16 protein-coding genes and 1 tRNA gene are annotated in these 24,004 nt (G+C 51.1%); 11 read left to right on the top strand and 6 right to left on the bottom strand.

Features of this window, described 5'->3' with window-relative positions; translation table 11 throughout:
- The first annotated feature begins 356 nt into the window (after positions 1 to 356).
- The 3 genes from DFER_RS04855 (at position 357) to DFER_RS04845 (ending at position 5,202) form a co-directional block, all read left to right on the top strand.
- Positions 357 to 3,515, top strand: coding sequence for a TonB-dependent receptor (locus DFER_RS04855; RefSeq protein ID WP_015810488.1), 3,159 nt, complete (start codon positions 357 to 359; stop codon positions 3,513 to 3,515).
- A 209-nt stretch (positions 3,516 to 3,724) separates the two neighbouring features.
- A complete protein-coding gene (locus DFER_RS04850; RefSeq protein WP_015810487.1) occupies positions 3,725 to 4,510 on the top strand; it encodes a TspO-related membrane protein in 786 nt (261 codons plus the stop codon).
- A 275-nt stretch (positions 4,511 to 4,785) separates the two neighbouring features.
- Entirely contained in the window at positions 4,786 to 5,202 is a 417-nt protein-coding gene (locus tag DFER_RS04845) for a hypothetical protein (protein ID WP_041735929.1), read from the top strand.
- Here DFER_RS04845 and DFER_RS30680 read toward each other — a convergent pair.
- Positions 5,192 to 5,323, bottom strand: coding sequence for a hypothetical protein (locus DFER_RS30680; protein WP_262485295.1), 132 nt, complete (start codon positions 5,321 to 5,323; stop codon positions 5,192 to 5,194). The two genes, DFER_RS04845 and DFER_RS30680, sit on opposite strands and share 11 nt — an antisense overlap.
- A gap of 31 nt (positions 5,324 to 5,354) precedes the next feature.
- On the opposite strand from DFER_RS30680, the gene DFER_RS04840 reads away from it, so the two are divergent.
- Genes DFER_RS04840 through DFER_RS04830 form a run of 3 tightly spaced genes read left to right on the top strand, consistent with a single transcriptional unit; the run spans position 5,355 to position 11,091 of the window.
- A complete protein-coding gene (locus DFER_RS04840; RefSeq protein ID WP_041735926.1) occupies positions 5,355 to 6,440 on the top strand; it encodes an efflux RND transporter periplasmic adaptor subunit in 1,086 nt (361 codons plus the stop codon).
- Positions 6,441 to 6,461: 21 nt separating this feature from the next.
- Positions 6,462 to 9,668, top strand: a complete 3,207-nt coding sequence (locus DFER_RS04835) for an efflux RND transporter permease subunit (protein WP_083769044.1) — start codon at positions 6,462 to 6,464, stop codon at positions 9,666 to 9,668.
- Positions 9,658 to 11,091, top strand: a complete 1,434-nt coding sequence (locus DFER_RS04830; RefSeq protein WP_015810483.1) for a TolC family protein — start codon at positions 9,658 to 9,660, stop codon at positions 11,089 to 11,091. The genes DFER_RS04835 and DFER_RS04830 overlap by 11 nt, the downstream gene beginning before the upstream one ends.
- A 73-nt stretch (positions 11,092 to 11,164) precedes the next feature.
- Here the strand turns inward: DFER_RS04830 and DFER_RS04825 are convergent, their stop codons facing one another.
- Positions 11,165 to 12,742, bottom strand: a complete 1,578-nt coding sequence (locus tag DFER_RS04825) for a calcineurin-like phosphoesterase C-terminal domain-containing protein (protein WP_015810482.1) — start codon at positions 12,740 to 12,742, stop codon at positions 11,165 to 11,167.
- 229 nt (positions 12,743 to 12,971) lie between these two features.
- On the opposite strand from DFER_RS04825, the gene DFER_RS04820 reads away from it, so the two are divergent.
- Positions 12,972 to 14,468: a choice-of-anchor I family protein gene (locus DFER_RS04820; RefSeq protein ID WP_015810481.1), complete on the top strand. Its 1,497-nt coding sequence runs from the start codon at positions 12,972 to 12,974 to the stop codon at positions 14,466 to 14,468.
- Between the two features lie 33 nt (positions 14,469 to 14,501).
- Here DFER_RS04820 and DFER_RS04815 read toward each other — a convergent pair whose 3' ends face one another.
- The 3 genes from DFER_RS04815 to DFER_RS04805 form a co-directional block, all read right to left on the bottom strand.
- Entirely contained in the window at positions 14,502 to 15,110 is a 609-nt protein-coding gene (locus DFER_RS04815; protein ID WP_015810480.1) for an alpha-ketoglutarate-dependent dioxygenase AlkB family protein, read from the bottom strand.
- 80 nt (positions 15,111 to 15,190) lie between these two features.
- Complete coding sequence (locus DFER_RS04810; RefSeq protein ID WP_015810479.1) at positions 15,191 to 15,775, bottom strand: RNA polymerase sigma factor; 585 nt, start codon at positions 15,773 to 15,775, stop codon at positions 15,191 to 15,193.
- A gap of 163 nt (positions 15,776 to 15,938) precedes the next feature.
- Positions 15,939 to 18,359: a TonB-dependent receptor gene (locus tag DFER_RS04805; RefSeq protein WP_015810478.1), complete on the bottom strand. Its 2,421-nt coding sequence runs from the start codon at positions 18,357 to 18,359 to the stop codon at positions 15,939 to 15,941.
- 381 nt (positions 18,360 to 18,740) lie between these two features.
- Here DFER_RS04805 and DFER_RS04800 point away from each other — a divergent pair.
- The 4 genes from DFER_RS04800 (at position 18,741) to DFER_RS04785 (ending at position 23,004) form a co-directional block, all read left to right on the top strand.
- Positions 18,741 to 18,813: transfer RNA gene (locus tag DFER_RS04800), tRNA-Lys, on the top strand.
- Positions 18,814 to 19,038: 225 nt separating this feature from the next.
- Positions 19,039 to 20,331, top strand: coding sequence for a site-specific integrase (locus DFER_RS04795; protein WP_015810477.1), 1,293 nt, complete (start codon positions 19,039 to 19,041; stop codon positions 20,329 to 20,331).
- Between the two features lie 281 nt (positions 20,332 to 20,612).
- Positions 20,613 to 22,019, top strand: a complete 1,407-nt coding sequence (locus DFER_RS04790) for a DNA sulfur modification protein DndB (protein ID WP_015810476.1) — start codon at positions 20,613 to 20,615, stop codon at positions 22,017 to 22,019.
- A gap of 127 nt (positions 22,020 to 22,146) precedes the next feature.
- Positions 22,147 to 23,004, top strand: coding sequence for a hypothetical protein (locus DFER_RS04785; RefSeq protein WP_015810475.1), 858 nt, complete (start codon positions 22,147 to 22,149; stop codon positions 23,002 to 23,004).
- A 490-nt stretch (positions 23,005 to 23,494) separates the two neighbouring features.
- On the opposite strand, the gene DFER_RS04780 is transcribed toward DFER_RS04785, so the two are convergent.
- On the bottom strand, positions 23,495 to 23,821 hold the full coding sequence (locus DFER_RS04780) for a helix-turn-helix domain-containing protein (protein ID WP_143828669.1): 327 nt from the start codon (positions 23,819 to 23,821) through the stop codon (positions 23,495 to 23,497).
- Between the last annotated feature and the right edge of the window lie 183 nt (positions 23,822 to 24,004).

Below are 24,004 nucleotides of genomic sequence, written 5' to 3'. Positions count from 1 at the left end.
TTAATCCAAGCGTAATCTGTCGTTAACGGATTGATAATATTGTCAGCCTACATTTGTGCCGGATTTAGCGGTCAACCTTCCCTTCACTGTACGTATACGACCAGGCAATCGCGCTTGACGACTGTTCTGAGCCGACATTGTTTCTGATGCCCGTGCGGCACCGGTATGCTCCTGCATTCCCATTCCGAACCTGTCTGCCGGAGCGGCACGCCGTGCCCTTGCCGAAGCCAAAAGTGTAGCCGCTAATCCGCGACCCACTCAATCCAACCTATTTCCGAACAACGGTGCGATCCATCGCAACGAGCACCTGAAAAAGCATTTTGAAAAAAGTACCAATAACCAAACGAACAGAAAAAATGAGGAAATTAATTACTGCATGTCTCGGAATATGCGCGTTTCTCCTGCTATGCGGGGCCCAGGCGTGGGCGCAGGGGAACGAAGCATCCATTGTCGGGAAAGTCAGCGAAGGACAGGCCGGGCCGGTGGTCGGTGCAACGGTGTTTGTCAAAAACGAATCGACCGGTTTCAGTACGGGTACGGTCACGGACGCCAATGGCGACTACATTATCAAGCAGTTACCGCTTGGTTCGCCCTACTCGATCAGCGTGTCGTTTATCGGTTACGGTGAGCAGAAAAAAACGGGCTATTCGCTCAACCAGGGTGATCAGCTGCGCCTAAATTTCTCGCTGGAAGCATCCGCCAACGAGCTGCAAGCCGTCGAGATCGTTGCCAATTCACTCAAAAACACGGTGGTAACCCTGGGCGCATCCACGCCGGTGACAGCCCGGGACATAGCACGACTGCCGGTGAACGGCCGGAATTTCACGTCGCTCATCGACCTTTCGCCGCTGAGTAACGGGACTAGCCTCGGCGGACAGCTGGCGTCATCGACCAACTTCACGGTGGACGGGATGACGTCGCGCGGGACCATTGCTGGTGGCGGAACTTCGGGTGCCTATTCGGTTTCGATGGAAGCGATCCGTGAGTTTAAGGTCGTAACCAACGAATACGACGTGACCATGGGCCGCGCCGGTGGCGGTACGATCAGCACCGTAACCAAGTCGGGAACCAACAAGCTTTCCGGTAGCGCATTCGCATTCCTGCGCAACGACGCGCTCGCGAGCAAATACGACCTCCGTGGCAACAAGCGGACACAGGAATACTCCACCTACCAGTACGGATTCTCGCTCGGCGGGCCGATTATCAAGGACAAGGCGCACTTTTTTGTTGCCTGGGACCGGCAGACCGACTCACGCCCGCTCTTCATTGCCAATATTCTCAGCCCTGCCGACGAAGCTGCCAACCGCGTTACACAGGCAACACTCGACCGTTTCGCGGGCATTGCCCGTGACAAATACGGGGTGTCCAACAACCCGCAGTTCGGCGCGTTCGATAAGGCGAAAGGGACCAACGCGATATTTGCCCGGATAGACTGGCAGTTGAATGCTAAAAACCTCCTCACGATCCGCAATAACATGGTGATCGAGAACGACAACCTTTCGGAAGGTGACAACTCGGGGATCAACTTCTACGAGTCGTATATCGACCGCAAGAAGTTCGACAACAGTCTGATGGCGTCACTTAGAACGACGTTGAACCCGCGATTGACCAATGAACTGAAAGTGCAGCATTTCTACGAAGATGTGCAGGTATTGCCCAGCTCCGAACTGCCTTCGGCAGGTATTCCGCGCGCGATCGTCGAAAACGTGGAATCCGTTGCCGGATCAGCCACTTACCTGAACTCGATCCAGATCGGCGGCCAGCGCTTTTCTCCCGAATGGTTTAAGGGAACAGTAATACAGGCCGTAGATAATCTGTATTACAACACCGGGAAGATCAATTTCACGTTCGGGATCGATATGATGTACAACTCGATGCACTCGCGCTATGGCAGCGAAATGAATGGCCGTTTCTACTTCACGGGAATGGAGAATTTCAATAACCTGAAACCATACCGTTATGCCCGTGAAATTTACCTCACCGAGGACCAGGGCAATAAAGTGAAGTCGCTCAGCACCGGGCTGTATGCGCAAATGGACACCAAACTGGGTGTGGGCCTTGATATGACGGCCGGGTTGCGCCTGGATAACACCGTGTACCTGAACCGCGCGAATTTCAGCCAGGTGGTATTTGATGAACTGGGCATTAAAACGAACAACCGGATCAACACGCTCCAATTGCAGCCGCGCGTACAGTTTACCTGGGACGTAAACGAGCAGAGCAAGGATGTGATCCGCTTCGGTGCAGGGATTTTCGGATCAGCCCTGAACCCTTACTCGATGATCAACAACATGCTGTTCGATGGTTCCAAAGTGGCTTCGGTGGAGATCCAGGGTGACCTTGTCCCTTCTCCCAATTTCCCATTGTACCGCCAGGACCCAAGCAAGGCCCCGGGTGCGGAGTTGTTCAATATTCCGGGCATCGAGCGCCTCGTGACGATCAACACCAACAGCCCTGACGCGAAAGTTCCGGTTTTGTATAAAGCCAATTTGTCCTACAATCACTTTTTCAGCGACCGTCTGCGGATCGGTGTGACCGGATATGCTTCCTGGGCACGCAACAACTACTTTTACGCGGACCGCAACATGGTGGATGAGCCGTTCTTCCGCATTGCCGCAGAAGCGAACCGCGGCGTGTATGTGCCCGCAGAAAGCATCAATGCCGCCAACGGAGCCACCAACTGGCTGCGCGGCCGTAAAACGACCAACGTGGGCCGCGTGCTCGAACTCGTGAGCGATGGTAAGAAAAACCAGTATGCGCTCGTGATCGACGGTACGTACAAGTACTTCCGCGACGGCCAGATCACCGCTTCCTACACCTGGAACGACTCGAAGGACAACACTTCCTACAATGGTAACGTAGCCAACACGGCCACCCTCGACCAGATGGTGATCGACGACCCGCGCGACCTGAGCCGCATGAGCTATGCCAACAACCAGTTCCGCAACAAGATCGTGGTATATGGTACGGCGCCAAGCTTCTGGGGCATTACCCTCGGCGTTCGCTACTCAGGCATCGGCGGAACGCGCTACTCGCTGGCCGTGAGCGGTAATATGAACGGCGACTTCGTGTCTTCCAACGACCTGCCCTACATTTACGACCACAACAGCTCTGCCACACCCGAGTACATCCGCACGGGCATCAAAGCCATCCTGGACAATCCTGAGGCAGAGGAGAGCATCAAAACATTCATACGCGAAAACACCGGCAAAATGGCCGAGCGTAACGGAGGTGTCAACGGGTTTTATGGTGTGTTCGATGTGCGTTTGGGCAAGAAGTTCAAGATCCACAAATCGCACGGCATTGAGGCTTCGGTGGACGTGTTCAACTTTGCCAACCTGCTCAACAAGGAATGGGGCGTGGGTAACAACCTCGGCAAGCAGAACCTGTATACCATCAAGAGCTTCGACAAAGCCAAAAACGAGTTTGTCTACAATGTCAACAAAGGTGCAGGCGTATCAAGCCTGAACGGAAGCCCCTACCAGATCCAGCTCGGCCTGCGCTATTCGTTCTGATCCTTTTTTAAATTAATACAAAAACCGGCTTCCCACACACCAGTGCATGGGAAGCCGGAAAATACTGACGAAAGAAGCACATTTAGGTTTAATAAGATAGATAAGAATCCCGGAAAGGGCGCCGCGCTGAGGTGGCGTCCTTTTTTGTTGCCGGGCGGCATAATTTTTGATGATTAGCGGTTACACCAATTCAGAAACTAGCAACAGTTATGAAAAAGACATTGCAAGTCGCCAATATCATCGCATTGATCGTCACGGTGGTGATCAATTACCTCTCTAACACCGGCATTTTCAACGGCAACACCATGGCCAGCGTCTCGGCGCGGTACGAAAACTATTTCACGCCTTCGGGCTATGCGTTTTCCATCTGGGGCCTCATTTACCTGCTGCTCGCCGCATTTGTGATTTACCAGGCGCGCGGCATTTCGGGCAAGCGCGAAGTGCCTGCTATTGTCGAACGAGTCGGCTGGCTGTTTGTCATTTCCTGTGCGGCCAATTCGGCCTGGGTACTGGCCTGGCTGTACGATTTCACGGGACTTTCGGTGCTGATTATGATTGGCCTGCTTACCTCGCTTTGGCTGATTATCGTCCGCACGAGAATGGAAATGGACCTGATCCCGATCAAGAAGATCGCATTGACCTGGTGGCCGTTCGCCATTTACCTAGGCTGGATTTCCGTGGCGCTCATTGCAAATGTAGCGGCGTACTTCACCAAAATTGGCTGGAATGGCTTCGGTCTGTCGCCTGTGACGTGGACTGTGATCATGATCTGCGTGGCGGGCGTCGTGTACCTGATGCTCACCTGGAAGCGCAACCTTCGCGAATCGTCGATGGTAGGCGTATGGGCGTTGATCGCCGTCGCGGCAGCCAACTGGGGCACTACGCCCGAAGTGGTGAATGCGGCGCTCATCGTTTCAGCGATCATTTTCATCAGCAGCGGCATTCACGCCTACCGGAGCCGCGGTCAGCATTTCCTCGAAGAGGCACGTCACTGAGCATTGGCGCCCGACAAACGCCCGGCACCAATCGATGATTTTAGGATATAACGCGGACACGGAAGTGTCTGCGTTTTTTCTTTTTGAGCCAACAATATCACAATTAGAAGAATTATTTATCCAAAACACCCCCACTTCCGCACCGAACAATCACGCGCAAGCACCGGGCAGCGATTTTAATCTCTTTTTAACATCCTTTTAACATGGCGTTAAGGATGAAGTGCGGTTTTTGTATGCGTAGAAGCGCGAAAAAACTCAATAGCGGCACCGTTAAGATGATTAAAGAATTGCTGAAATATCTCCTGCCCCTGTGCATTCTCCTGGTGGATGGAGTCAGCAATATGTATGCAGGCTCGCAGGAACGCCAGCCTTGCATTTCCCCCATTCAGATACAAAACGAATCTGCACATCCCAATTTTGTGCAGGCATTCAACGACGACAACCCGGCGTTTCGCCTGCCCGATGCGGCCCGGAAGTTCGCGGAGCTGGTTAAAGCGGTATCCGAGGAAAAAGAAGAAGATTCCACCGAGTCGCTCAAAAAACAGCCGCGTACCGGCGGCACATTACCGGCGACCTGCCATGCGGGCCGCAACCTTTCCCTTTGCAAAATCCCTGAAAGCCGTCCGTTGCCGCGGTACGGCGCATTTTTCCCTTCTCACCGCTATCTGAGGCTCCGCGTACTCAGAATATGATCCGCTCAGCGGCAGGCTTTTCTATGGCCTGTAATGCCGGTTTCCGCAGCACCACTCCCCGGATGCGCACGGCTGCCTGCTGCGTGCCCCACAGCACGACCACACGAACAGAAACTATCAAAAATTCCCATTGCTAACTCCAAAAAATGATCATGAAAAGAATTCTCATGCTCGTGAGCCTGGGTGCATTGCTGTATCAGACAAGCTGCACTTCCAAACACGAAGAAGAAAAAGAAGAACCTGTTAACTATCTCGTAACAAGCCCCTTACAAAAAGACACCACAATTATCAAAGAGTACGTGAGCCAGATCAGGGCGATCAGCCATATCGAGCTGCGTGCACTGGAAAGAGGTTACCTGCAAAAAATATATGTAGACGAAGGCCAGATGGTGAAAAAAGGCCAGCTGATGTTCCAGATCATGCCGCTGGTGTACCAGGCCGAGCAGCAAAAAGCACAGGCCGAGGCCAATTTTGCCGAAATCGAGTTTAAGAATACCAAGGCCCTGGCGGACAGCAATGTGGTTTCCAAAAACGAGCTCGCACTGGCCAAAGCCAAATTCGATAAAGCGAAAGCGGAACTCGGGCTCGCGCAGACGCACCTCGGGTTCACCGAAATACGCGCGCCGTTCAGCGGGATTATGGACCATTTCCAGGTGCGGCTCGGTAGCCTGGTGGACGAAGGCGACCTGCTCACGACCCTGTCCGACAACAGCGAAATGTGGGTGTACTTCAACGTACCAGAAGCCGAATACCTCGATTACAAGACGAACCAGGACAATGGCGACCTGCTGAAAGTGAAGCTAAAAATGGCTAACGAGAAACTCTTCGACTACACCGGCGCCGTGAAAACCATCGAGGCCGATTTTAACAACGAAACCGGTAACATCGCATTCCGGGCCACGTTCCCGAACCCCAAAGGCCTGCTGCGCCACGGCGAAACGGGTAATGTGCTCGTGACCGTGCCGCTTAAAAATGCCCTCCTGATCCCGCAGAAAGCGACTTTTGAAGTATTGGAAAAGAAATATTGCTACGTGCTCGACAAGGACAACAAAATCCAGTCACGCGAGATCACGGTCGCGGCAGAGCTGCCCCACATTTTCGCGATTTCGCATGGGCTGCAAAAAGACGACAAGATATTGTTGGAAGGCCTGCGCCAGGTCCGTGAAAACGAGAAGATCAGCTACAAGTTCCAGAAGCCCGATTCGGTCATTTCCAACCTCAGCCTCTACGCGGAATAATCCGTTCCAAAAGCCAAAGATATGTTTAATCAATTCATACGACGACCAGTATTCGCGATTGTGATATCGGTCATGATAGTCTTTGTAGGTATACTGGCTATCAAAAAACTGCCCATCTCGCAGTTCCCGGACATTGCACCTACCACTGTTAACATCTTCATAGCCTACCCCGGATCGAGTGCCGACGTGTTGGTAAAATCCACGCTCATTACGCTGGAACAGGCGATTAACGGTGTTCAGGACATGCGCTACATTGCCACCGACGCCACCAGTGCCGGTGAAGCCACCCTGCGGATCATCTTCGAACCGGGCACCGACCCGAACGACGCCGTGATCCGGGTGAAAACGCGGGTGGACCAGGTAATGCCGCTCCTGCCCGAGCTCGTGCAGCGCGAAGGTGTGATTATCACGCCCATTCAGCCAAGTATGCTGATGTACGTCAATTTGTATTCCAAATCGAAGACCATCGACGAGAAATTCCTCTTCAACTACGCCACCGTGAAAATGATCCCGGAAATCCAGCGGACAAAGGGTGTGGCGCGTGCACAGATCCTCGGTAGCCGCCGCTACGCAATGCGCGTATGGCTCAATCCCGACCGCATGCGTGCGTACAGCATTTCGGTGGAAGAAGTGATGAAGGCGCTGGGCGAACAGAGTATCATCGGACGCCCCGGCCGGATCGGGCAAAGCTCGGGTATTGCGGCGCAATCGCTCGAATATGTCCTTACTTACAAAGGCCGGTACAGCGAACCCAAAGAATATGAGGACATTATCATCCGTGCCAACTCGGAAGGCGAAAGCATCCATTTGAAGGATATTGCCAAGGTGGAACTGGGAAGCGAATTCTTCGATATTTATTCCAACCTCGACGGCCGGGCCTCGGCGGCGATCGTTTTGCGCCAAAACTATGGCAGTAATGCCAGTGATGTGATCAAAGAAGTGAAGGAGAAGCTGGATGTGATGAAGGCATCTTTCCCTCCCGGCATGGATTACAAGATTAGCTACGACGTTTCGCAATTCCTCGACGCGTCTATTGAACAGGTAATCCACACCCTGCGCGACGCATTCATCCTCGTGGCAATCGTGGTGTTCATCTTCCTCGGCGACTGGCGTTCGACGCTGATCCCGATCCTCGCTGTGCCGGTATCGTTGGTGGGTGCATTCTTCGTGATCCAGGCATTCGGGCTTTCCATTAACCTGATCACCCTTTTTGCGCTGGTACTGGCGATCGGTATTGTGGTAGATGATGCGATTGTGGTGGTAGAGGCGGTCCATGCCAAGATGGAAGAAGAGCCGCATTTGTCACCATTTAACGCTGTTAGAAAAGTTCTTGGAGAGATTTCCGGCGCGATCATCGCGATCACCGCCGTGATGGTATCGGTGTTCCTGCCTATTTCGTTCATGTCGGGGCCCGTGGGTACATTCTACCGCCAGTTTTCCATTACAATGGCGAGCTCCATTGTGATCTCGGCGATCATTGCCCTTACTCTCACGCCGGTGCTTTGTGCGATCATGCTCAAAAACCACCACGGACACGAGCGCAAAAAGAATGTGCTCACCCGCGCGCTCGACAGTTTCAATCGCGGTTTCGACAAAATGACCGGCAAATATGTGTGGTTATTGAAACTGATCGTGAGCCGTCGTGTAGTGACATTCGGCGTGCTGGGCCTGTTTTGCGCAGGGATTTGGTATGAAAACTCCGTAGTACCGGCCGGTTTTATCCCCAACGAAGACCAGAGCACGATTTACGCGATCATCCAGACGCCTCCCGGTTCTACTTTGGAAAAAACCAACGAGGTATCGCGGCGCTTGCAGAAGATTTGCGAAGAGGTGGAAGGCATTGAATCCGTGTCGTCGCTGGCGGGTTACGAGATCATGACCGAGGGCCGCGGTTCCAATGCGGGTACCTGTCTGATCAACCTGAAACCATGGCACGAGCGTGACCATAATGTGAAGGAGATCATGGAAGAGCTGGAACATGCCTCGAAAGGCCTCGGCGCGACGGTTGAGTTTTTCGAACCGCCTGCAATCCCCGGTTTCGGTACTTCCGGCGGTTTCTCGATGCGTTTGCTCGACAAAAACACCGACACCGACTACCACGAGTTTGATAAAATCAACAAGGAGTTCCTCGACAATCTGGCGAAACGCAAGGAGCTGACGGGCCTTTTCACCTTCTTCGCGGCCAATTATCCGCAATACGAGCTGGAAATCGACAACAAGCTGGCCATGCAGAAGGGCGTTTCGATCGGCAAAGCGATGGATAACCTCAACATTATGATCGGTAGTACATATGAGCAGGGTTTCATCAAGTTCAACCAGTTTTTCAAAGTGTACGTACAGTCCGACCCTCAGTACAGAAGGCTGCCGTCCGACTTGCTTAAACTGTTTGTCAAAAACGAAGCCGGTGAAATGGTGCCCTATTCATCGTTCATGAAGCTGAAAAAAGGCCAGGGCCCGAACGAAATCACGCGTTTCAACCTCTACAATTCCGCGGCGATCCAGGGGCTGCCGGCCAAGGGTTACACCACGGCCGAGGCCATCCAGGCAATCCGTGAGGTAGCGGCCAAAACGCTGCCGAAAGGGTACGATATTGCATTTGAAGGGCTATCCTACGACGAATCGATCCGCGGCAATGAATCGCTGGTGGTGTTCATGATCGTACTTGCATTCGTATACCTGGTGCTTGCGGCGCAGTACGAGAGCTTTATCATTCCGCTCGCGGTGGTGTTTTCGCTTCCGGTGGGGGTATTCGGCTCGTTCCTGATGCTGAACCTGATGGGATTGGAAAACAACATTTACGCGCAAATCGGGCTGATCATGCTCGTGGGTTTGCTGGGTAAGAATGCGGTGTTGATCGTCGAGTTTGCCGTACAGAAACGGCAGGAAGGCGCTACAATCCTCGAAGCGGCGATTGAGGGAGCGAAAGTGCGTTTCCGTCCGATCCTGATGACGTCCTTCGCATTCGTGGCCGGGCTGATCCCGCTGATCGTCGCTACCGGCGCGGGCGCGATCGGTAACCGTACCATCGGCGCGTCCGCATTGGGCGGTATGCTGTTCGGTACCATTTTCGGGGTCATTATCATCCCGGGGTTGTACTTCATATTCGGCAACCTGGCCGACGGCCGGCAGCTTATCCGGAACGAGGACGATAGCCCGTTATCCGAAGGTTTCGTGCACGCCCTTGATGCTTTCCCTCACACAGAAGAAAACGACGAACATGCGAAATAAGAAAATATTGAACTGGGCCGGGATCGCGTTCATCGGGCTGACTTACTCGGCCTGCAACATCCCGACATTACCCCAGAAAACGGAAAATAAAGTGGTACCTGTGAGCTTCAACGGCTCACAGGATTCCACCAACGCCGCCAAAGTATCCTGGAAATCCTTTTTTACAGATCCTAACCTGAATGCGCTGATCGACACCGCATTCAGGAACAACCAGGAATTGAACATTACGATGCAGGAAATCGCGATTTCGCAGAACGAGATCGGCGCCCGCAAAGGGGAATACCTGCCGTTTATAGGCCTGCGCGGCGGTGCGGGAGTGGAAAAAGCGGCGCGCTACACGAATATTGGCGCGAGCGAAGCCACCACGGACATTAAACCCGGCAGAGAAACGCCGGAACCGCTGCCCGACGTGAACATCCAGGCCGTGGCGCGCTGGGAGGTGGATATATGGCACAAGCTGCGCAATGCAAAAAAAGCAGCGGCAACGCGGTATTTATCGTCGATTGAAGGGAAAAATTTCATGATGACGAACCTGGCGGCGGAAATCGCGAACTCCTACTATGAGCTGCTCGCGCTGGACACCCAGCTGGCCATTATCCGCCAGAATGTGGATATTCAGACCAATGCATTGAAGATCGTTAAAATGGAGAAAGAGGCTACCCGCGTTACCGAGCTGGCTGTGAAGCGGTTCGAGGCGCAGGTTTTGAAAACACAAAACCTTCAATACGGCATTCAGCAGCGTATTGTGGAAACTGAAAACCGCATTAATTTTCTCGTAGGCCGTTATCCGCAGCCGGTGCAGCGCAGCCAGTCGGGATTTGAAAACCTCGTTCCGAATGTGGTGCAGGCCGGTATCCCGTCGCAATTGCTCTCCAACCGCCCGGACATCCGTCAGGCGGAACTCGACCTGGAAGCGGCGAAGATCGACGTGAATGTGGCGCGAGCTAATTTCTACCCCTCACTGGGATTATCGGCAAGTCTTGGTTTGCAGGCGTTCAGCCCGATTTATCTGGCGCGTGTGCCGGAGTCGATCGTGGGATCGCTGATCGGCGACCTCGCCGCGCCTGTGATTAACCGCTACGCCATCCGCGCCGGTTATGCTAATGCCAATGCACGCCAGATCCAGGCCATTTACAACTACGAGCGTACCGTGCTGAATGCTTACATCGAGGTCGTAAATCAGCTTTCGAACATCAATAACCTCGAAAAGAGCTACGACCTGAAAACGAAGGAAGTGGATGCATTGAACCAGTCGACCACCATTTCGAACCGGCTGTTCGCCTCGGCGCGCGCCGATTATATGGAAGTGCTCCTCACGCAGCGCGACGCACTGGAATCGAGATTTGAACTGATCGAAACCAAAATGCGCCAGATGAATGCCATGGTGAATATTTACCGGGCACTCGGGGGCGGCTGGAATTGAGATATTAATTTAGGATGTGGTTTTTTGTAAAGATACCCCCGGCATTCGGGGGTATCTTTTTTTACAGATCACGCTATTGGGCCTTTTGCTCCGCCCAGAAAGCCTGCGTTTGCGTGAATTCGCGTCCAAACATGTCTTTCGCTTTCACTTCCACCGTGTGCTTGCCTTCGGTGAGGTTGTTCGGAAATGCGCCACGCCAGAGGTGGGTGCTTTTCACGGGATTGCTAGGGCGCCGACCTGCCGGTAGGTATTCGGTATAATCCCAGTTGTGCACCAGCCGCTGGAAATGCGGGTCGGGCTCGGCCTGGAACGCCATGTCCTTCCACGCGCCGTTATCGATGCGGTACTGCACGGAATTCCCCTCGTGGCCCATGAAAAAGTTGGCGTAAATGCCCGACGAAGTATTGCCTCCCGCCGGCACTACGCGGGGCGTGTGAATGCGGATCTGGTATTCTTTCGGCTCACCGGCCACCTTGTAATCAATCGTATACTGGTTGCCTTTGATGCGCAGGAATGCGTAGCCTTTCGGCGTGCCGTCGCGCATGGTCGATGACGGAACGCCCTGGATATTGAACTCTCCCGAGTACCAGTCGCCCGACGTCGTGCCGGCATTGTATTCGTGGAATGGCTTCGCGCCGTTCCAGCCCTGCTCTTTTCCGTGGAAGTTCTGGCGTTGCAAATGGGTGTGCGCGGAGAGCGAAAATGTGTGCGGATAGTCTTTGAGGATGCTGAACAGGCGGTTGCGGTCGTCGTCGCGGAATGCATCGCCTTCGCCTTCCTCGTGCAATGGAATGTGGTATGCCAATACGATGAGCTGGTCTTTGGGAACGAATTTCAGGTCGTTTTCTACAAAATCCAGCTGGTCTTTGCGGAAGCCTCCCCAGTAACCCTTGCCGTCGCGCGGGTCGGGATAAAGGATATCGTCCAGGATGATGTAATGCACTTTACCCACATTGAATGCATAATTTGCAGGGCCGAAATGCGCTTCGTAGGTATCGTCGGACAGCGAATCCGCCTTTGCGTCGTAATCCATATCGTGGTTACCCATGAGGTTGTACCAGGGCAACCCTACCCTTTTCACCGCTTTTACGTAGGGATGGTGCAGATCCAGATTGTCGCCCACGAGGTCGCCCAGGCTCAGCCCGAACGCTACATCTTTAATGCCTTCCACCTCGCTCACAATGCCGCGGGTAAAGTATTCGATGTCTTCGAGCGTGTAGGGCTGCGGATCGCCGAAGATGAGGGCGGTGTAATCGTCGGCTTCCGGCCGGGCGGTGAGCGCGAAATCGAGCGATGCGGGTAATGCGCCCGTAGGGGCAACGCCTTTGTATTTCAGGGCGGGCGAGCCTTCGGGCTTGTGCAAACGGTAGAAACGCGGCAGGTTATCGTCCGTGAGCGGCACCGCGTAGCCCGACGGTTTGATCACAAACAGGACATTGTCCTTCGCTACGGGTAATTCATACTGACCGTTCGCATCCGTCTGCACGACCTTCGTGCCATTGGACACCGACACCTGCGCCAGCCCTTTTTCGTTTTTGTCCTTGCGGCCATTGCCGTTCAGGTCGTTGAACACGAACCCTTTCACGACGGATTGTGCCTGCACGGCCGATGCCATCATCAGCCCGCAGCACAACATGGAGAATTTTTTCATAGGTGAAACCAGGAGTATTTGAGTAGTTTTCGAAAGTGCAAAACTACTTCGCCCGTGTTTCCGGAATGTCAACAGATTGTTACCCGAATATTAACCAATACATTGATTAAGAAGCATTTCTAGCCCAAAACCTACGTTGTCGTTAACTTTCTGTTAAGTTTCCCCAAGTGGCGCCCGGCCGTTTTCCCGCGTGAGTACATTTAGTTTTCAAAACTACTCACAATCCAAAATGCAAAAGAAACCTTTACTAGCGCTATTGCTCGCGGCAGCATTGCTGAATGGCTGTACAGACCATTTTCCCCAAAACCCTGTTCAGGAAAATACTGCGGCATTCAGGGAAGTAGCGGATATCGACCTGGGCGGCACCGCAGCAGCCGAAATCTCGGCCTACGACCCCATTTCGAAACGGTTGTTTACGGTTAACAATGAGAAGGCGGCGATTGTGGACGTGCTCGACCTGTCGGCATTCCCGGCTGTGACCAAATTGCAGCCGATCGACGTGTCGTCACTGGGCGGCGTGGCCAATAGCGTAGCCATATCCGACGGCAAGCTCGCCATCGCGCTCGAAGCGACCAACAAGCAAGCCAACGGCAGCGTGATCGTGCTCAATACCAGCACATTGGATGTGCTACAACAAATTACCGTGGGTGCATTGCCCGACATGGTGACGTTCAGCCCAGACGGCCGATTCATCGTGACCGCCAACGAAGGCGAGCCCAACGCGGATTACAGCATCGACCCCGAAGGAACGGTTTCGATCATCGACGTTTCGAATAATTACAGTGTTAAAACCCTCGACTTCGCAGGTTTTGAAAGCCAATATGCGGCACTCGCGCCAAAAGGCTTCCGGATGTTCGGCCCTAAGGCGACGTTCGCCCAGGACATCGAGCCCGAATACGTGGCGATTTCAGATAATTCACAAAAAGCATTCGTGACCTTGCAGGAAAACAACGGCGTGGCCGAAATCGACCTCGTTAACGGCAAAATCGTGAGCCTGCACGCGCTCGGCACGAAGGATATGAATTACATCCTCAATTCAATCGACGCGAGCGATGACGATAAGAAAGTGGAACTGAAAAACTGGCCGATCAAGTCGTTTTACCTGCCCGACGCCATTTCCTACTTCACCGTGAACGGTACGCCGTATGTGATCACCGCCGATGAAGGCGATGCCCGCGAGTACAGCACCTTCGATGAGCAGAAGCGTGTAAGCTCCCTGAAACTGAACCCCGTTTATTTCCCCAACGGCGACGAACTGAAAAAGACCGCTAACCTCGGCCGCCTGCGCGTGACGAGCACCCGCGGAGACAACGAAAAAGACGGCGTGTACGAAGAATTGTACGCATTCGGCGGACGCGGTTTCAGCATTTTCCACGCCGCGGATATGAAGCGCGTGTATGAATCGGGCAACTCCCTGGAACAAGAGGTGATCAAAGCCGGCATTTACGACGATTCGCGTTCGGACGATAAAGGTGTTGAACCCGAAGGTGTTACCGTGGGATGGACGAATGGCAAGCCTGTTGCATTTGTCGCATTGGAGCGTGTGGATGCGATCGCCGTGTACGATCTGAGTAACCCCGGCGCACCGCAGTTTCTGCAAATCATCAAAACCGGCGACGCACCGGAAGGCGTGCTGTTTATCACAGCCGATAAAAGCCCGAATGGCAGAAGCCTGCTCGTGACGAGCAATGAAGAAGACGGCACGGTGAGATTCTACCAGCCCTAAGTTTTAATTCCCTAACATTCACTATGCACACACTTACCTTTGAATGGTCCTGAAAGTGAGGTTGATCCTCGGGGCATTCTGCGTTTTCGATTTTGGAATGCGGTGCTCCCAGGTATGCTGCAAGTCGCCCTTCATGATCAGCAGCGAGCCGTTTTCCAGCGGCAGGCCATATTTCCGCGAATGATCGGCCCGGTATCGGAACTCGAACCGACGCTCCTGGCCCAGGCTTACGGAAGCGATCACAGGGTTCCGGCCCAGCTCCTGCTCATTGTCGCCGTGCCAGGCCACGGAATCGTTGCCGTCGCGGTAGTAGTTCAGCAGCACGCTGTTGAATGTAAAACCGGTTTTCTCTTCAATGCGCTTTTTCAATGCGGCCAGTTCCTTTGTCCAGCCATAGGGTTCAAAACGGGTGCCCGAAAACGTGTACGACTTTTCGGTATCGCCATACCAGGCCATGAGCCGGGGGGCAGTTACCTGTTTGCCGTACATTTGCATGACCTGCTGCCGCCAGGGAACCTCCGTGATCCATTTCCCGATGAGCGCGGCACTTTCGTCCGGTGGCACGAAGCCGGGATAATATTCGAGCAGGTTTTCGGGAAAAAGCAGGGTTTCTTCAGACCCAAAAAGACTTAATTGTTTCATATCGTTTGTTGACCGTTGTATTCCGGATCATAACAACAATTACGCCAAAAAAGTCTTGACGGGCCGGCACCCGCTGTCTATCAGGGCGCCTCGTAACCGTAAATGCCGCATTTACGCAGCTTTTTCATGAGCAGGTTGCGGCCGCGCAGCAGCTGGGAGCGCGATGTGCTGTCGGTAATGGAAAGCGTCTGGGCGATTTCGATATGTGAATAGCCGTCGATCAAATGCAGGTTGACAATCCGCTTGTAACCATCGGGAAGCTGCGCGATCATATCGCTCACGATGCCGGCGCTCAGGCTGTCGATCAGGCAAACGTGCTCATTGGATTCGAAATCCATGGGTGACATGTCCATGGAATGGTTCAGCGTTTCTTTTTTGGTGGTACGGTGATAATAGTTGATGGCGGTACGCGTCACCACCGACCGCATCCACGATTCGATGGATTCCAGGTTTTGTACTTCGTGAATATGTCTGAAAATCTTAACGAACGATTCCTGATAAATATCTTCCGCCTCCATGTGCGTCCGCGCGAAACGTGAACAAATGCGGATAAGCTCGCTCCGGAACCTGTTGTAAAATAATGTCTGCGCGCGGGGGTCGTTGTTCTGGCAGGCTTTGACCAGGTCGGTCAGTGTGCGGTAATTCTTTTTGATAGATGCCTTCATGAGCTGGAAAGGTTGGGTATTAACTGACTGAAAATCGCGTTCCGATTGCTGCTTGTTTATACGCCGTTCCCTTCAACCTTATCAGCACCTATCAAAAATAATTAAAAATAAATAAAGCCGGATGCAGCGTTTCGTATCCGGCTTCTGGTCTTCAAGCATTTAGCTAAAATTTATAGGCAATGCTCAATGTAGAATTTCTCGGCTTCTGCGGGTTTACCGACCAGTAGCCGATGTAATATTCCTTGCTGGTAAGGTTGTTTACATTCAATGAAATCCGGAAATGGCTGGCATTATAAAACACGCTCGCATTCAGCAGTGTGTAGGCTGGGAGCGTAAAAACGCCTGTTTTGCTGTTGTCGATCACCTTGTATTCGCCGGCGTAATTTCCTCCGAAACCGAAACCGGCATTTTTCAACGTGCCGCTGCTTATGCGATAGGTCGCCCAGAAATTAGCCAGGTTTTGAGGCCCCTGCCCTCCTATCGAACGTCCGGGTTCACTGTAAAAATCTTCCGCATCGCCCGAAATAACTTTCGTTTTGTTGTGACTGAAACCGGCGATCAGGCTGAGACCATTGACAGGATTAGCCACGACATCAATTTCAAAGCCTTTGCTGCCGACCTTTCCGCCTTGTGTAAAATCGCGGATATTGGCCGGATTGGGCATAACACGGTCCGACACCTTGATATCGTACACCGAAAGCGTGGCACCCAGCTTGTCGGAAAAAAGGTTGGTTTTAATCCCATACTCCCATTGATCCGCATGCTCGGGGCGGAACGACTTGATGCGTGGGTTGCTCCCGTCGCGATCGGTCACCTGCTGCGGCGCCACGTTGATGAACGCATTCATGTAGTTCGCAAAAAGCGAAACCTTGTCGGGCAGCGGCTGGTACACGATCCCGATTTTAGGCGACAATGCCCATTGGTCAAAATCGTCTTCGGAAGTACTTCTCTCGCCTTTTGAATCGAAATAATCGGCACGGAGGCTCAGCATTACATTCAGGTTCGGCATGATATTCAGCACGTTGGACGCATACGCTCCGAACGACGTGTTGGTAATATTGCTCGCACTTCCTTCGAGCCCGGCCAGCAGATTGTCGATCGACGCCTGCGTGAGGTACACGGGCGCAAGCGTATCGCCCGAGTAAGGGTTCACATAATTTACCTCGCCCTGCGGCGAAACATTCCTCGCCGAAGCCCAGCCGGAGCCATTATCGACCACGTTTCGTCTGAAATAATCCACGCCTACCAGTAGCCGGTTACGCATGTTGCCGATTTTGAAATCGCCGTTGAAATTCTGCTGGATATCGGTTGTAGTGGTCGATTGCTGCTCTTTGTGAAAGTATTGGCTAAACCAGTTATCCCCCGACACATCGTCCCAGATGTAGGTATAAATGCCATCGGACTTCACCGCGCCTCTTGAAAAAACAGTTTGCGACGTCCATTGGTCCGACAGCTTGTAAACGGCCTGCGCTTGCAGATTAAAACGCGGATTACGGATCGTAAGGTCGTTTGAAGTGAACGAAAGGCGCGGGTTCAGGTTCAGATCCCGGAGATTTTTGAAAGGAAGCGGGCTGAGCCGGTCGGAATGGAAGAATACTGGTGCCACTGCCCGTTCTTCTTCTAGGAATTCGGCCAGCAAATGCAGCGAAAGGCGGTCGTTCACCTCATACACCAATGCAGGCGCGATAAAAAACGACTTTTTAAACCCTGCGTCCTGAAAACTGTTTTCGGAATGGTAGGCGGTATTAACGCGCAGCGCGATCTTATCCGCCTTGCTAAGCGGCGTGTTAATGTCGGCCGTGACGCGGTTCAGCCCGAAACTCCCGGCGTTATACGCGATCTCGCCCCCGAACTGGTGATAAGGCTTTTTGGTGATCGTATTGATCATCCCGCCGTAGCTGTAAAACGCCCCGCCGAAGAGCGTGCTCGACGGCCCCTTGATCACCTGGATCTCCTCCACATTCGCCGGGTCGAGATTACCGCTTGTGAGGCCCGGAAGGCCGTTGTAGAGTGTCGGCTGCGCATCAAACCCGCGCAATGCGAAATACGAAGCCCCATCCCCTGCCCGGCCGGTCGACTCCCACGTACGGGCAATGCCCGGCACATTGCGGAGCGCATCGTCGTAGCTCGTAATGCCCTGCTGCTTCATAATTTCGGCGGACACCGTGTTGTAAACCTGTGGATTTTCGAGCTTTTTCAAAGGAATTTTGGCCACAATGGCATTCTCGCGGTTCAGGTTCCGCCCCGAGACGATCACTTCCTGCAACTGCGCCGAGCTTGCTTTGAGCACAAAATCCAGCGTGACAGTGCCCCCGGCAGTCACCTCGACGGTTTGCTCCTGCTTATCCAGCCCGACGAACGAAGCCACGAGGCGCTGCAAGCCGGGCTGCAAATTTCGGATAAAAAACTTTCCGTTCCGGTCGGTCAAAGCGCCTTTGGAAGTGCCTTTCACATTCACGGTGACGAGCTCCACCGGTTCACCATCGGAAGTACGCACGGCGCCGCTGACAGAACCATTTTGCGCAAACGCCCTCCCAGCGACACAACCGAACAGCATTGCGAGTAGAAATAATTTTTTTGTCATAGCATAGATTTAGTTTCGGCGCAAAAATATTATTTAAACTAAATCTAAACAACATAACAAACCTCAACATCCCGCAAATACCAGCCACACGCCCGTCGGATCGGCCGACTGCATATTACCTTGTTATGAAATGAAAAAAATTTAAATTTTTTTAGGCGTTTAAATTTCTAAATGTGAGCCTATTGCGAAATTTCCTGCATTTTGGCTCAAAAAATAGTGCTCTCAAAATTTGTTTGATAAAATCCCAATTGTACTTTTGCACCACGATACGGCGAAACGAAAAACAAAAAACGCCAGAAACGACATCGATTGTTAACTTTTTATGAAGCGCAGCGATGGAATTGAGTGGAAGGTTTTTCGGAGTAGTTGAAAGTCTTAAATGATTCCGTAGCTCAGCTGGTAGAGCAATACACTTTTAATGTATGGGTCCTGGGTTCGAATCCCAGCGGGATCACAGAAGGCACACGAAAGTGTGCCTTTTTTGTTTAAAATACATTGATAATCAGCGCATTTTACAAAAAGGCAGGTCAGTCTGAATCATAATGAACCAATCCATTCGGTCACCTATTCGATCACCTGTTGGATTCGGTAAATTAGGTGACCGAATCAGATGTTTGATTGAGGCGGTTTTGATTTAAGGTTCTCCACGGAACAATTACCAACCTTAAAATGTGCGAGCATGAAGTTCAAACAAAATCTGTCATTGCTTTTCTGGCTGTACCGGGGCAAGGCCTCCAAAGACGGAAAAGCACCCATCTATGTCAGGATTACCATCGACGGAACCGACACTGACATTTCCCTTGGCAAAAAGATCCATCCCGACTTCTGGAACAGCGATGCCAAGCTGGTGACCGCTACGACAGCGGAAGCGAAGATCATTAACTTGAAAATCGTCCAGGCACAGGCTGAGATCGAAAAACACTTTCTCGTGCTGCAATCCCAGTTTAACCATGTGACGCCGGTGATGCTGAAAAATGCCTATCTGGGCTTGCCATTAACTCATTCCAAAGCAAAGCCGGAAAAGGCTGCCGGACCCAGCCAATCGCTGCTAGCAGCCTTCGATGAATTCATCGCGATCTTCGAAAAGAAAGCTAAGAAAGGAATTCGATCAGAGGGGACATTAAGACACTGGCGGTCGACCAAACGGAAGGTCGAAGCATTTATCCGCTTCCGTTATCAGCGGAAGGACATTGAAATGACCGAGATCGACCAGTGCTTTGCCGAAGAGTTCTACGACTATTTGACACTCCACCTGGACGAGCCACTTTCTGAGGTCACTGCCAAGAAGCTGGTGAAATGGACAAGGCAGATCGTCAAAACAGGCGTTAAGAAGAAGGTTATCCCTTCCAATCCACTGGAAGGGTTTGTTTGCTCGGGCGGAAACAAGGAAGTCCTGCCGTTGGAGCTATTTGAAGTCGAGGCCATTCATAAAAAGCAGATCGACATCGACCGGATCAGCGAAGTGCGCGACGCCTTCATTTTCCAGTGCTTTACCGGCTTTGCCTATCAGGATATGTATAACCTCTCTCCGGAGAATATTGTGAAAGTCGGCCGAGCTGGTGAAAAATGGCTGATCAAAGACAGAGGTAAGACAGAGGTCACTGAAATGGTGCCCATTCTCCCGATCGTGCAGGATTTGATCGATAAATACCAAAGCCATCCTTATTGCAGGGTTAACAACCGGCTGATCCCGGTCAACAGCAATTTCCGGTACAATGTTTATCTCAAAGAGCTTGCCGTGATCTGCGGGATCAAAAGGCCGCTAAATACGCACCTTGCCCGTCATACGTTCGCCGACATGATGCTCAACAATGGCGTGCCCTTGGAAGATGTCGGTAAAATGCTTGGACATCGGAATATTAGAACAACCCAACGCTACGCTCGCGTCAGAAAACAAAGGATTAGCGCTAATGTAGCAATCGCAAAACAGAAACTCTTCACAACGTCGGGCGAATTGCGACCCATGAATTGAATTCTGAGTGCCGTTGCATCGCAGTCAGCGGCACTTCAATTTGCTTCCTTCTAATTACAATATTGTTACACCGAAGATAGTCATGTGCACTACCTCATCATAGTGCGAGCCTCTTTCTGAGTAATTCAGTCGACAAAATCAGTGTATCAAACACGCAAAGTATCTTCGTCCAGGAAAATTTCACGATTCTGTATTTTTCTCCTGGGAGAAAATATCTATTATCCAGGCTTGCAATTAATATTATTTTGTATACCTTTGCAAGGTAACTAAAATTGATAACAATGTCAGAAATAACTACCCTGGATTCAGCACTGGATTCGTCCGGAAATGTGGGAAAACCTATCAAAACCTTTGTTGGTTACAACACAGGCTTTCGAACGTTGACTTTGAATATGTCCTTGTATGAGGTAAACGAAATGACCGAGGTTGCCAACGAGCAGTCATTGAACACGATTGAGGTAGCGCAGCGTAAGCTCGATATTTCGCATGCGTCTTCAATAGCAAAATATATATTGAAAGGGTTGCTCGCCGCAATAAGTAATTCGCCACGTCTCAATGGCAGCTCTTCGTTTGCGAGGATTTCAAAGGCAATGGGAGAACAACCTTACATTGCAATCCCCCCCCTTGTGGCATCTCTGCGCAACACCGGATTTGGCGGTTCTAACCTACAAGTGCTTCCGCTAAAGACCATTGGTTCTGAAGAGGTCGCTTGTTTTAAGATATTCTTGTCACAATCTGACACTCTCTGGATAGTTGATGGTCAGCACAGAAGGAAGGCCATCGAGCTTGTAAGTGACTTTATACGACATGTATTGACTTATCACAAGTATCCCGCGCGCGGTCCGATCCTGCTTTACGACGGCGGCAAAGAGCAAATTGGTGGTGACGAGCTATTTGTTTGGCAAGTTTGTCTTGAAAAAATGAAAGAATGTACGGTGGCTATCGAAGTACATTTGGGACTCGATGTTGAGAAAGAACGACAATTGTTTCATGACCTTAACAATTTAGGAAAGCGCGTTGATCGAGGTATGGCGTTACAATATGATGGCTCGAATCCGGTGAATACCTATATTAAGGATCACTTGTTTGCTACAATCTTTCCAGAATCAGGAATTCAGGAGATAACTGAAAGGCAACGGAAGGATGGAATTGAGTCGGGATTCACCCATCAGGAGGTGGTTTCAATCAATGCCCTGTTATTTCTGAACAAAACGAGTATTCAAAGTGCGACACCTTCCCAAGTTGACGCGAAGATTGAACTGGCCAACAGATTTTGGAAGACTGTTGCTGAAATACCGGGAATTTCTAGTGTAGACGCAAGAAGAGACACGGTAGCTGCACAGCCAGTGGTCCTGAAGGCACTTGCCAAACTAACTTATGATTTTCACAGTGAAAAGAAGCGAACCTGGAATATTCCAGAGTATCAAAAACAACTGTGGGAAGCGATTGCGTCTTTTGATTTCAGCCATGAAAACCCCGCATGGAGGTACTATCAGCTCGAATCTGACGAGATAGAGGAAATGGGACTAACAAGTCTAGAGAGTTACCTTCCGTCAATTGAAGATGGCAACCGAGACCTCGGACAATTCAGTAATGGGATGTTCCATTTCGGGGCAAAGCACAATGATATTTATCCAATCATTGGGGACATAGTTCGCTGGTACGCCAAGCTACCGTCACGTAAATAGTAGAAGTCTATGCCAAGGTCTCCTCCTCGTAAAACAACTCGATCACATTATCCCAAACTTATTAAATAAAGATAAATGAAAAATTTTACCGCACATCCTCTCGCAGGATTACAATTTTACCTTACAAATGACCAATACTCCTGCAATCGGGCAACATCCGTCAGCCATAAATCGATCAATAGCGTCGTTAGAAGCGAACGCAAATAATACTATAATTGTCCACTATACTTGCTCCGACCTGTCGAAGAGTCCCACGAGGGTTACATCGATCGGCTTGCTCTTAAGGTCTGATGGTGAAACGAGAATTTTCTCTATCAAGAAGGAAGCGGAAATGGCTGGTGCAGGCGGCAGATTAACTGAAAATCAAAAGAATCTATTTGAGAAGGCGATGCTAAAACGCTTTTACCGATTTGTCAGATTAAATCAAAACGCCATGTGGGTTCACTGGAGCATGAAAGATTCAACCTTTGGTTTTGCAGCGATCGATCACCGCTACAGGGTTCTTGGCGGTGTGAAGCCCAGTGTGGTACTAAACGAACGACGAATAGACCTGAGCGTACTAGTAAAACAGCTCTATTTGCCAAAATTCGAGCCAACTGTTAGGCCAAAAGGAAAGCTATTAGCAATTGCGGAAAACAACGGTTTGTCAGTCATTAATGGAGTTTCAGGCAAAAGCGAGGCCAATTTATTCGACGCAGGCAACTTCCAACTGCTTGAACAATCCCTGATATGCAAAGTGAATTCCATTAGCTCCATTCTGGATCTCACTATTATGGAAGTGCAAAATAGAAACGCAGTCAGCTCTCCTGTGCGTGGTTTCTCTCTAAGAAATTTGCTGACGGGCTGGATAAAGTGGATTGTGTTCGCATCCCTAGCAGTCATTGGTTTTTTTGTTAAACATCGCCTTGAGGCTCTTGTACAAAAGCCATGGCCCGAACTCGGGAAAACGTGGGATGCATTTAGCACTCTATTAAACACACTTTAGCCATTGTTGAAGGGGAGCGTTTGCTCCCCTTCCTTTACCCATAAGCTATCTTTTATTGAAGAAACTTCCGCTTTTTGAGTAAAAATAACCTTTAAAGTGGATTGAACGAACCCATACTTCTTTCTCCGTATCATTCCGTCTAATATATTTCTTCACCGAGTGACTATATTTAAAAATCGTTTCTCTGCAATGGGTGATAAACGACTCCTTCTCAAAAACACCAAACGAGCTCCCTCACAAGCAAAGCTACCAACAAACATTCGTTATGATGCATTCTTACGGACGTTGACATTCCAAATCCACTGCCACGCCAGGCGTTTCCAATCCCGAATGACTTTTCCGCTCGAAGAGCGCCAATACCGCATTGAATAATGCCTGTAGAATTCACGCGCCGCTTCTTTAGTCTTCTTACATTGAAGGAAATAAACCTCCACGTATTCCGGCGTGGGAGGGACATCACATCCACGTCCAAAATTTTGGTATGCGGTCTTCACGCCTTGCCAACCAACGTTGGTACTTTAGCCTTTTGGATCATCGCCTCAATATCGTCCCTGTCGTAGTAGATTACTCCACCCAGTCTCACAAATGCGAGCTGGCGATTAGCTCTGAGGGCTAACAACTTGCCCGGCGAAATGTTTAGGAGCTTTCTAACCTCGGAAGATTTTAGCCATTTCTTCGCGGTGTCTGGTGAAGATCCCTTCGTCCTGGCAATTGCTGCCAAAAGCTCGTCCCGAACACTTTTCAAGTCTGCAAGCGTAACCAACTGATCTAGCGACAGGCCGCCTTTGGCCTCATCCGTTCCCCTCATCCTTTCCATCACGTTTTCTGTTTTAGTATTGCCAAGAAAACAAAGCTAAAATCCGCAATGTGGAAATCCTAGACCCTTTCGATTTTCAAATAGGTGAAACTGATGTGGAGCAGATATCGGCTGTTTACCTATGTTTGCAGCCAAAGAAGCGTTTTGTGCTAACTCACTATGTTTCACCCTAACTTCAAATTT

The sequence above is a fragment of the Dyadobacter fermentans DSM 18053 genome (genome assembly GCF_000023125.1).
In the GTDB taxonomy this organism is placed as follows: domain Bacteria; phylum Bacteroidota; class Bacteroidia; order Cytophagales; family Spirosomataceae; genus Dyadobacter; species Dyadobacter fermentans.
Note: the sequence above shows the minus strand (reverse complement) of the source record. Positions and strands in the feature narration are given on the sequence as shown.

Excerpts from the sequence above, each read along its gene's own strand:
- DFER_RS04855 (WP_015810488.1), top strand. The coding sequence starts at position 357 with ATGAGGAAATTAATTACTGCATGTCTCGGAATATGCGCGTTTCTCCTG.
- DFER_RS04850 (WP_015810487.1), top strand. The coding sequence starts at position 3,725 with ATGAAAAAGACATTGCAAGTCGCCAATATCATCGCATTGATCGTCACG.
- DFER_RS04845 (WP_041735929.1), top strand. The coding sequence starts at position 4,786 with ATGATTAAAGAATTGCTGAAATATCTCCTGCCCCTGTGCATTCTCCTG.
- DFER_RS04840 (WP_041735926.1), top strand. The coding sequence starts at position 5,355 with ATGAAAAGAATTCTCATGCTCGTGAGCCTGGGTGCATTGCTGTATCAG.
- DFER_RS04835 (WP_083769044.1), top strand. The coding sequence starts at position 6,462 with ATGTTTAATCAATTCATACGACGACCAGTATTCGCGATTGTGATATCG.
- DFER_RS04830 (WP_015810483.1), top strand. The coding sequence starts at position 9,658 with ATGCGAAATAAGAAAATATTGAACTGGGCCGGGATCGCGTTCATCGGG.
- DFER_RS04825 (WP_015810482.1), bottom strand. The coding sequence starts at position 12,742 with ATGAAAAAATTCTCCATGTTGTGCTGCGGGCTGATGATGGCATCGGCC.
- DFER_RS04820 (WP_015810481.1), top strand. The coding sequence starts at position 12,972 with ATGCAAAAGAAACCTTTACTAGCGCTATTGCTCGCGGCAGCATTGCTG.
- DFER_RS04815 (WP_015810480.1), bottom strand. The coding sequence starts at position 15,110 with ATGAAACAATTAAGTCTTTTTGGGTCTGAAGAAACCCTGCTTTTTCCC.
- DFER_RS04810 (WP_015810479.1), bottom strand. The coding sequence starts at position 15,775 with ATGAAGGCATCTATCAAAAAGAATTACCGCACACTGACCGACCTGGTC.
- DFER_RS04805 (WP_015810478.1), bottom strand. The coding sequence starts at position 18,359 with ATGACAAAAAAATTATTTCTACTCGCAATGCTGTTCGGTTGTGTCGCT.
- DFER_RS04795 (WP_015810477.1), top strand. The coding sequence starts at position 19,039 with ATGAAGTTCAAACAAAATCTGTCATTGCTTTTCTGGCTGTACCGGGGC.
- DFER_RS04790 (WP_015810476.1), top strand. The coding sequence starts at position 20,613 with ATGTCAGAAATAACTACCCTGGATTCAGCACTGGATTCGTCCGGAAAT.
- DFER_RS04785 (WP_015810475.1), top strand. The coding sequence starts at position 22,147 with ATGACCAATACTCCTGCAATCGGGCAACATCCGTCAGCCATAAATCGA.
- DFER_RS04780 (WP_143828669.1), bottom strand. The coding sequence starts at position 23,821 with ATGGAAAGGATGAGGGGAACGGATGAGGCCAAAGGCGGCCTGTCGCTA.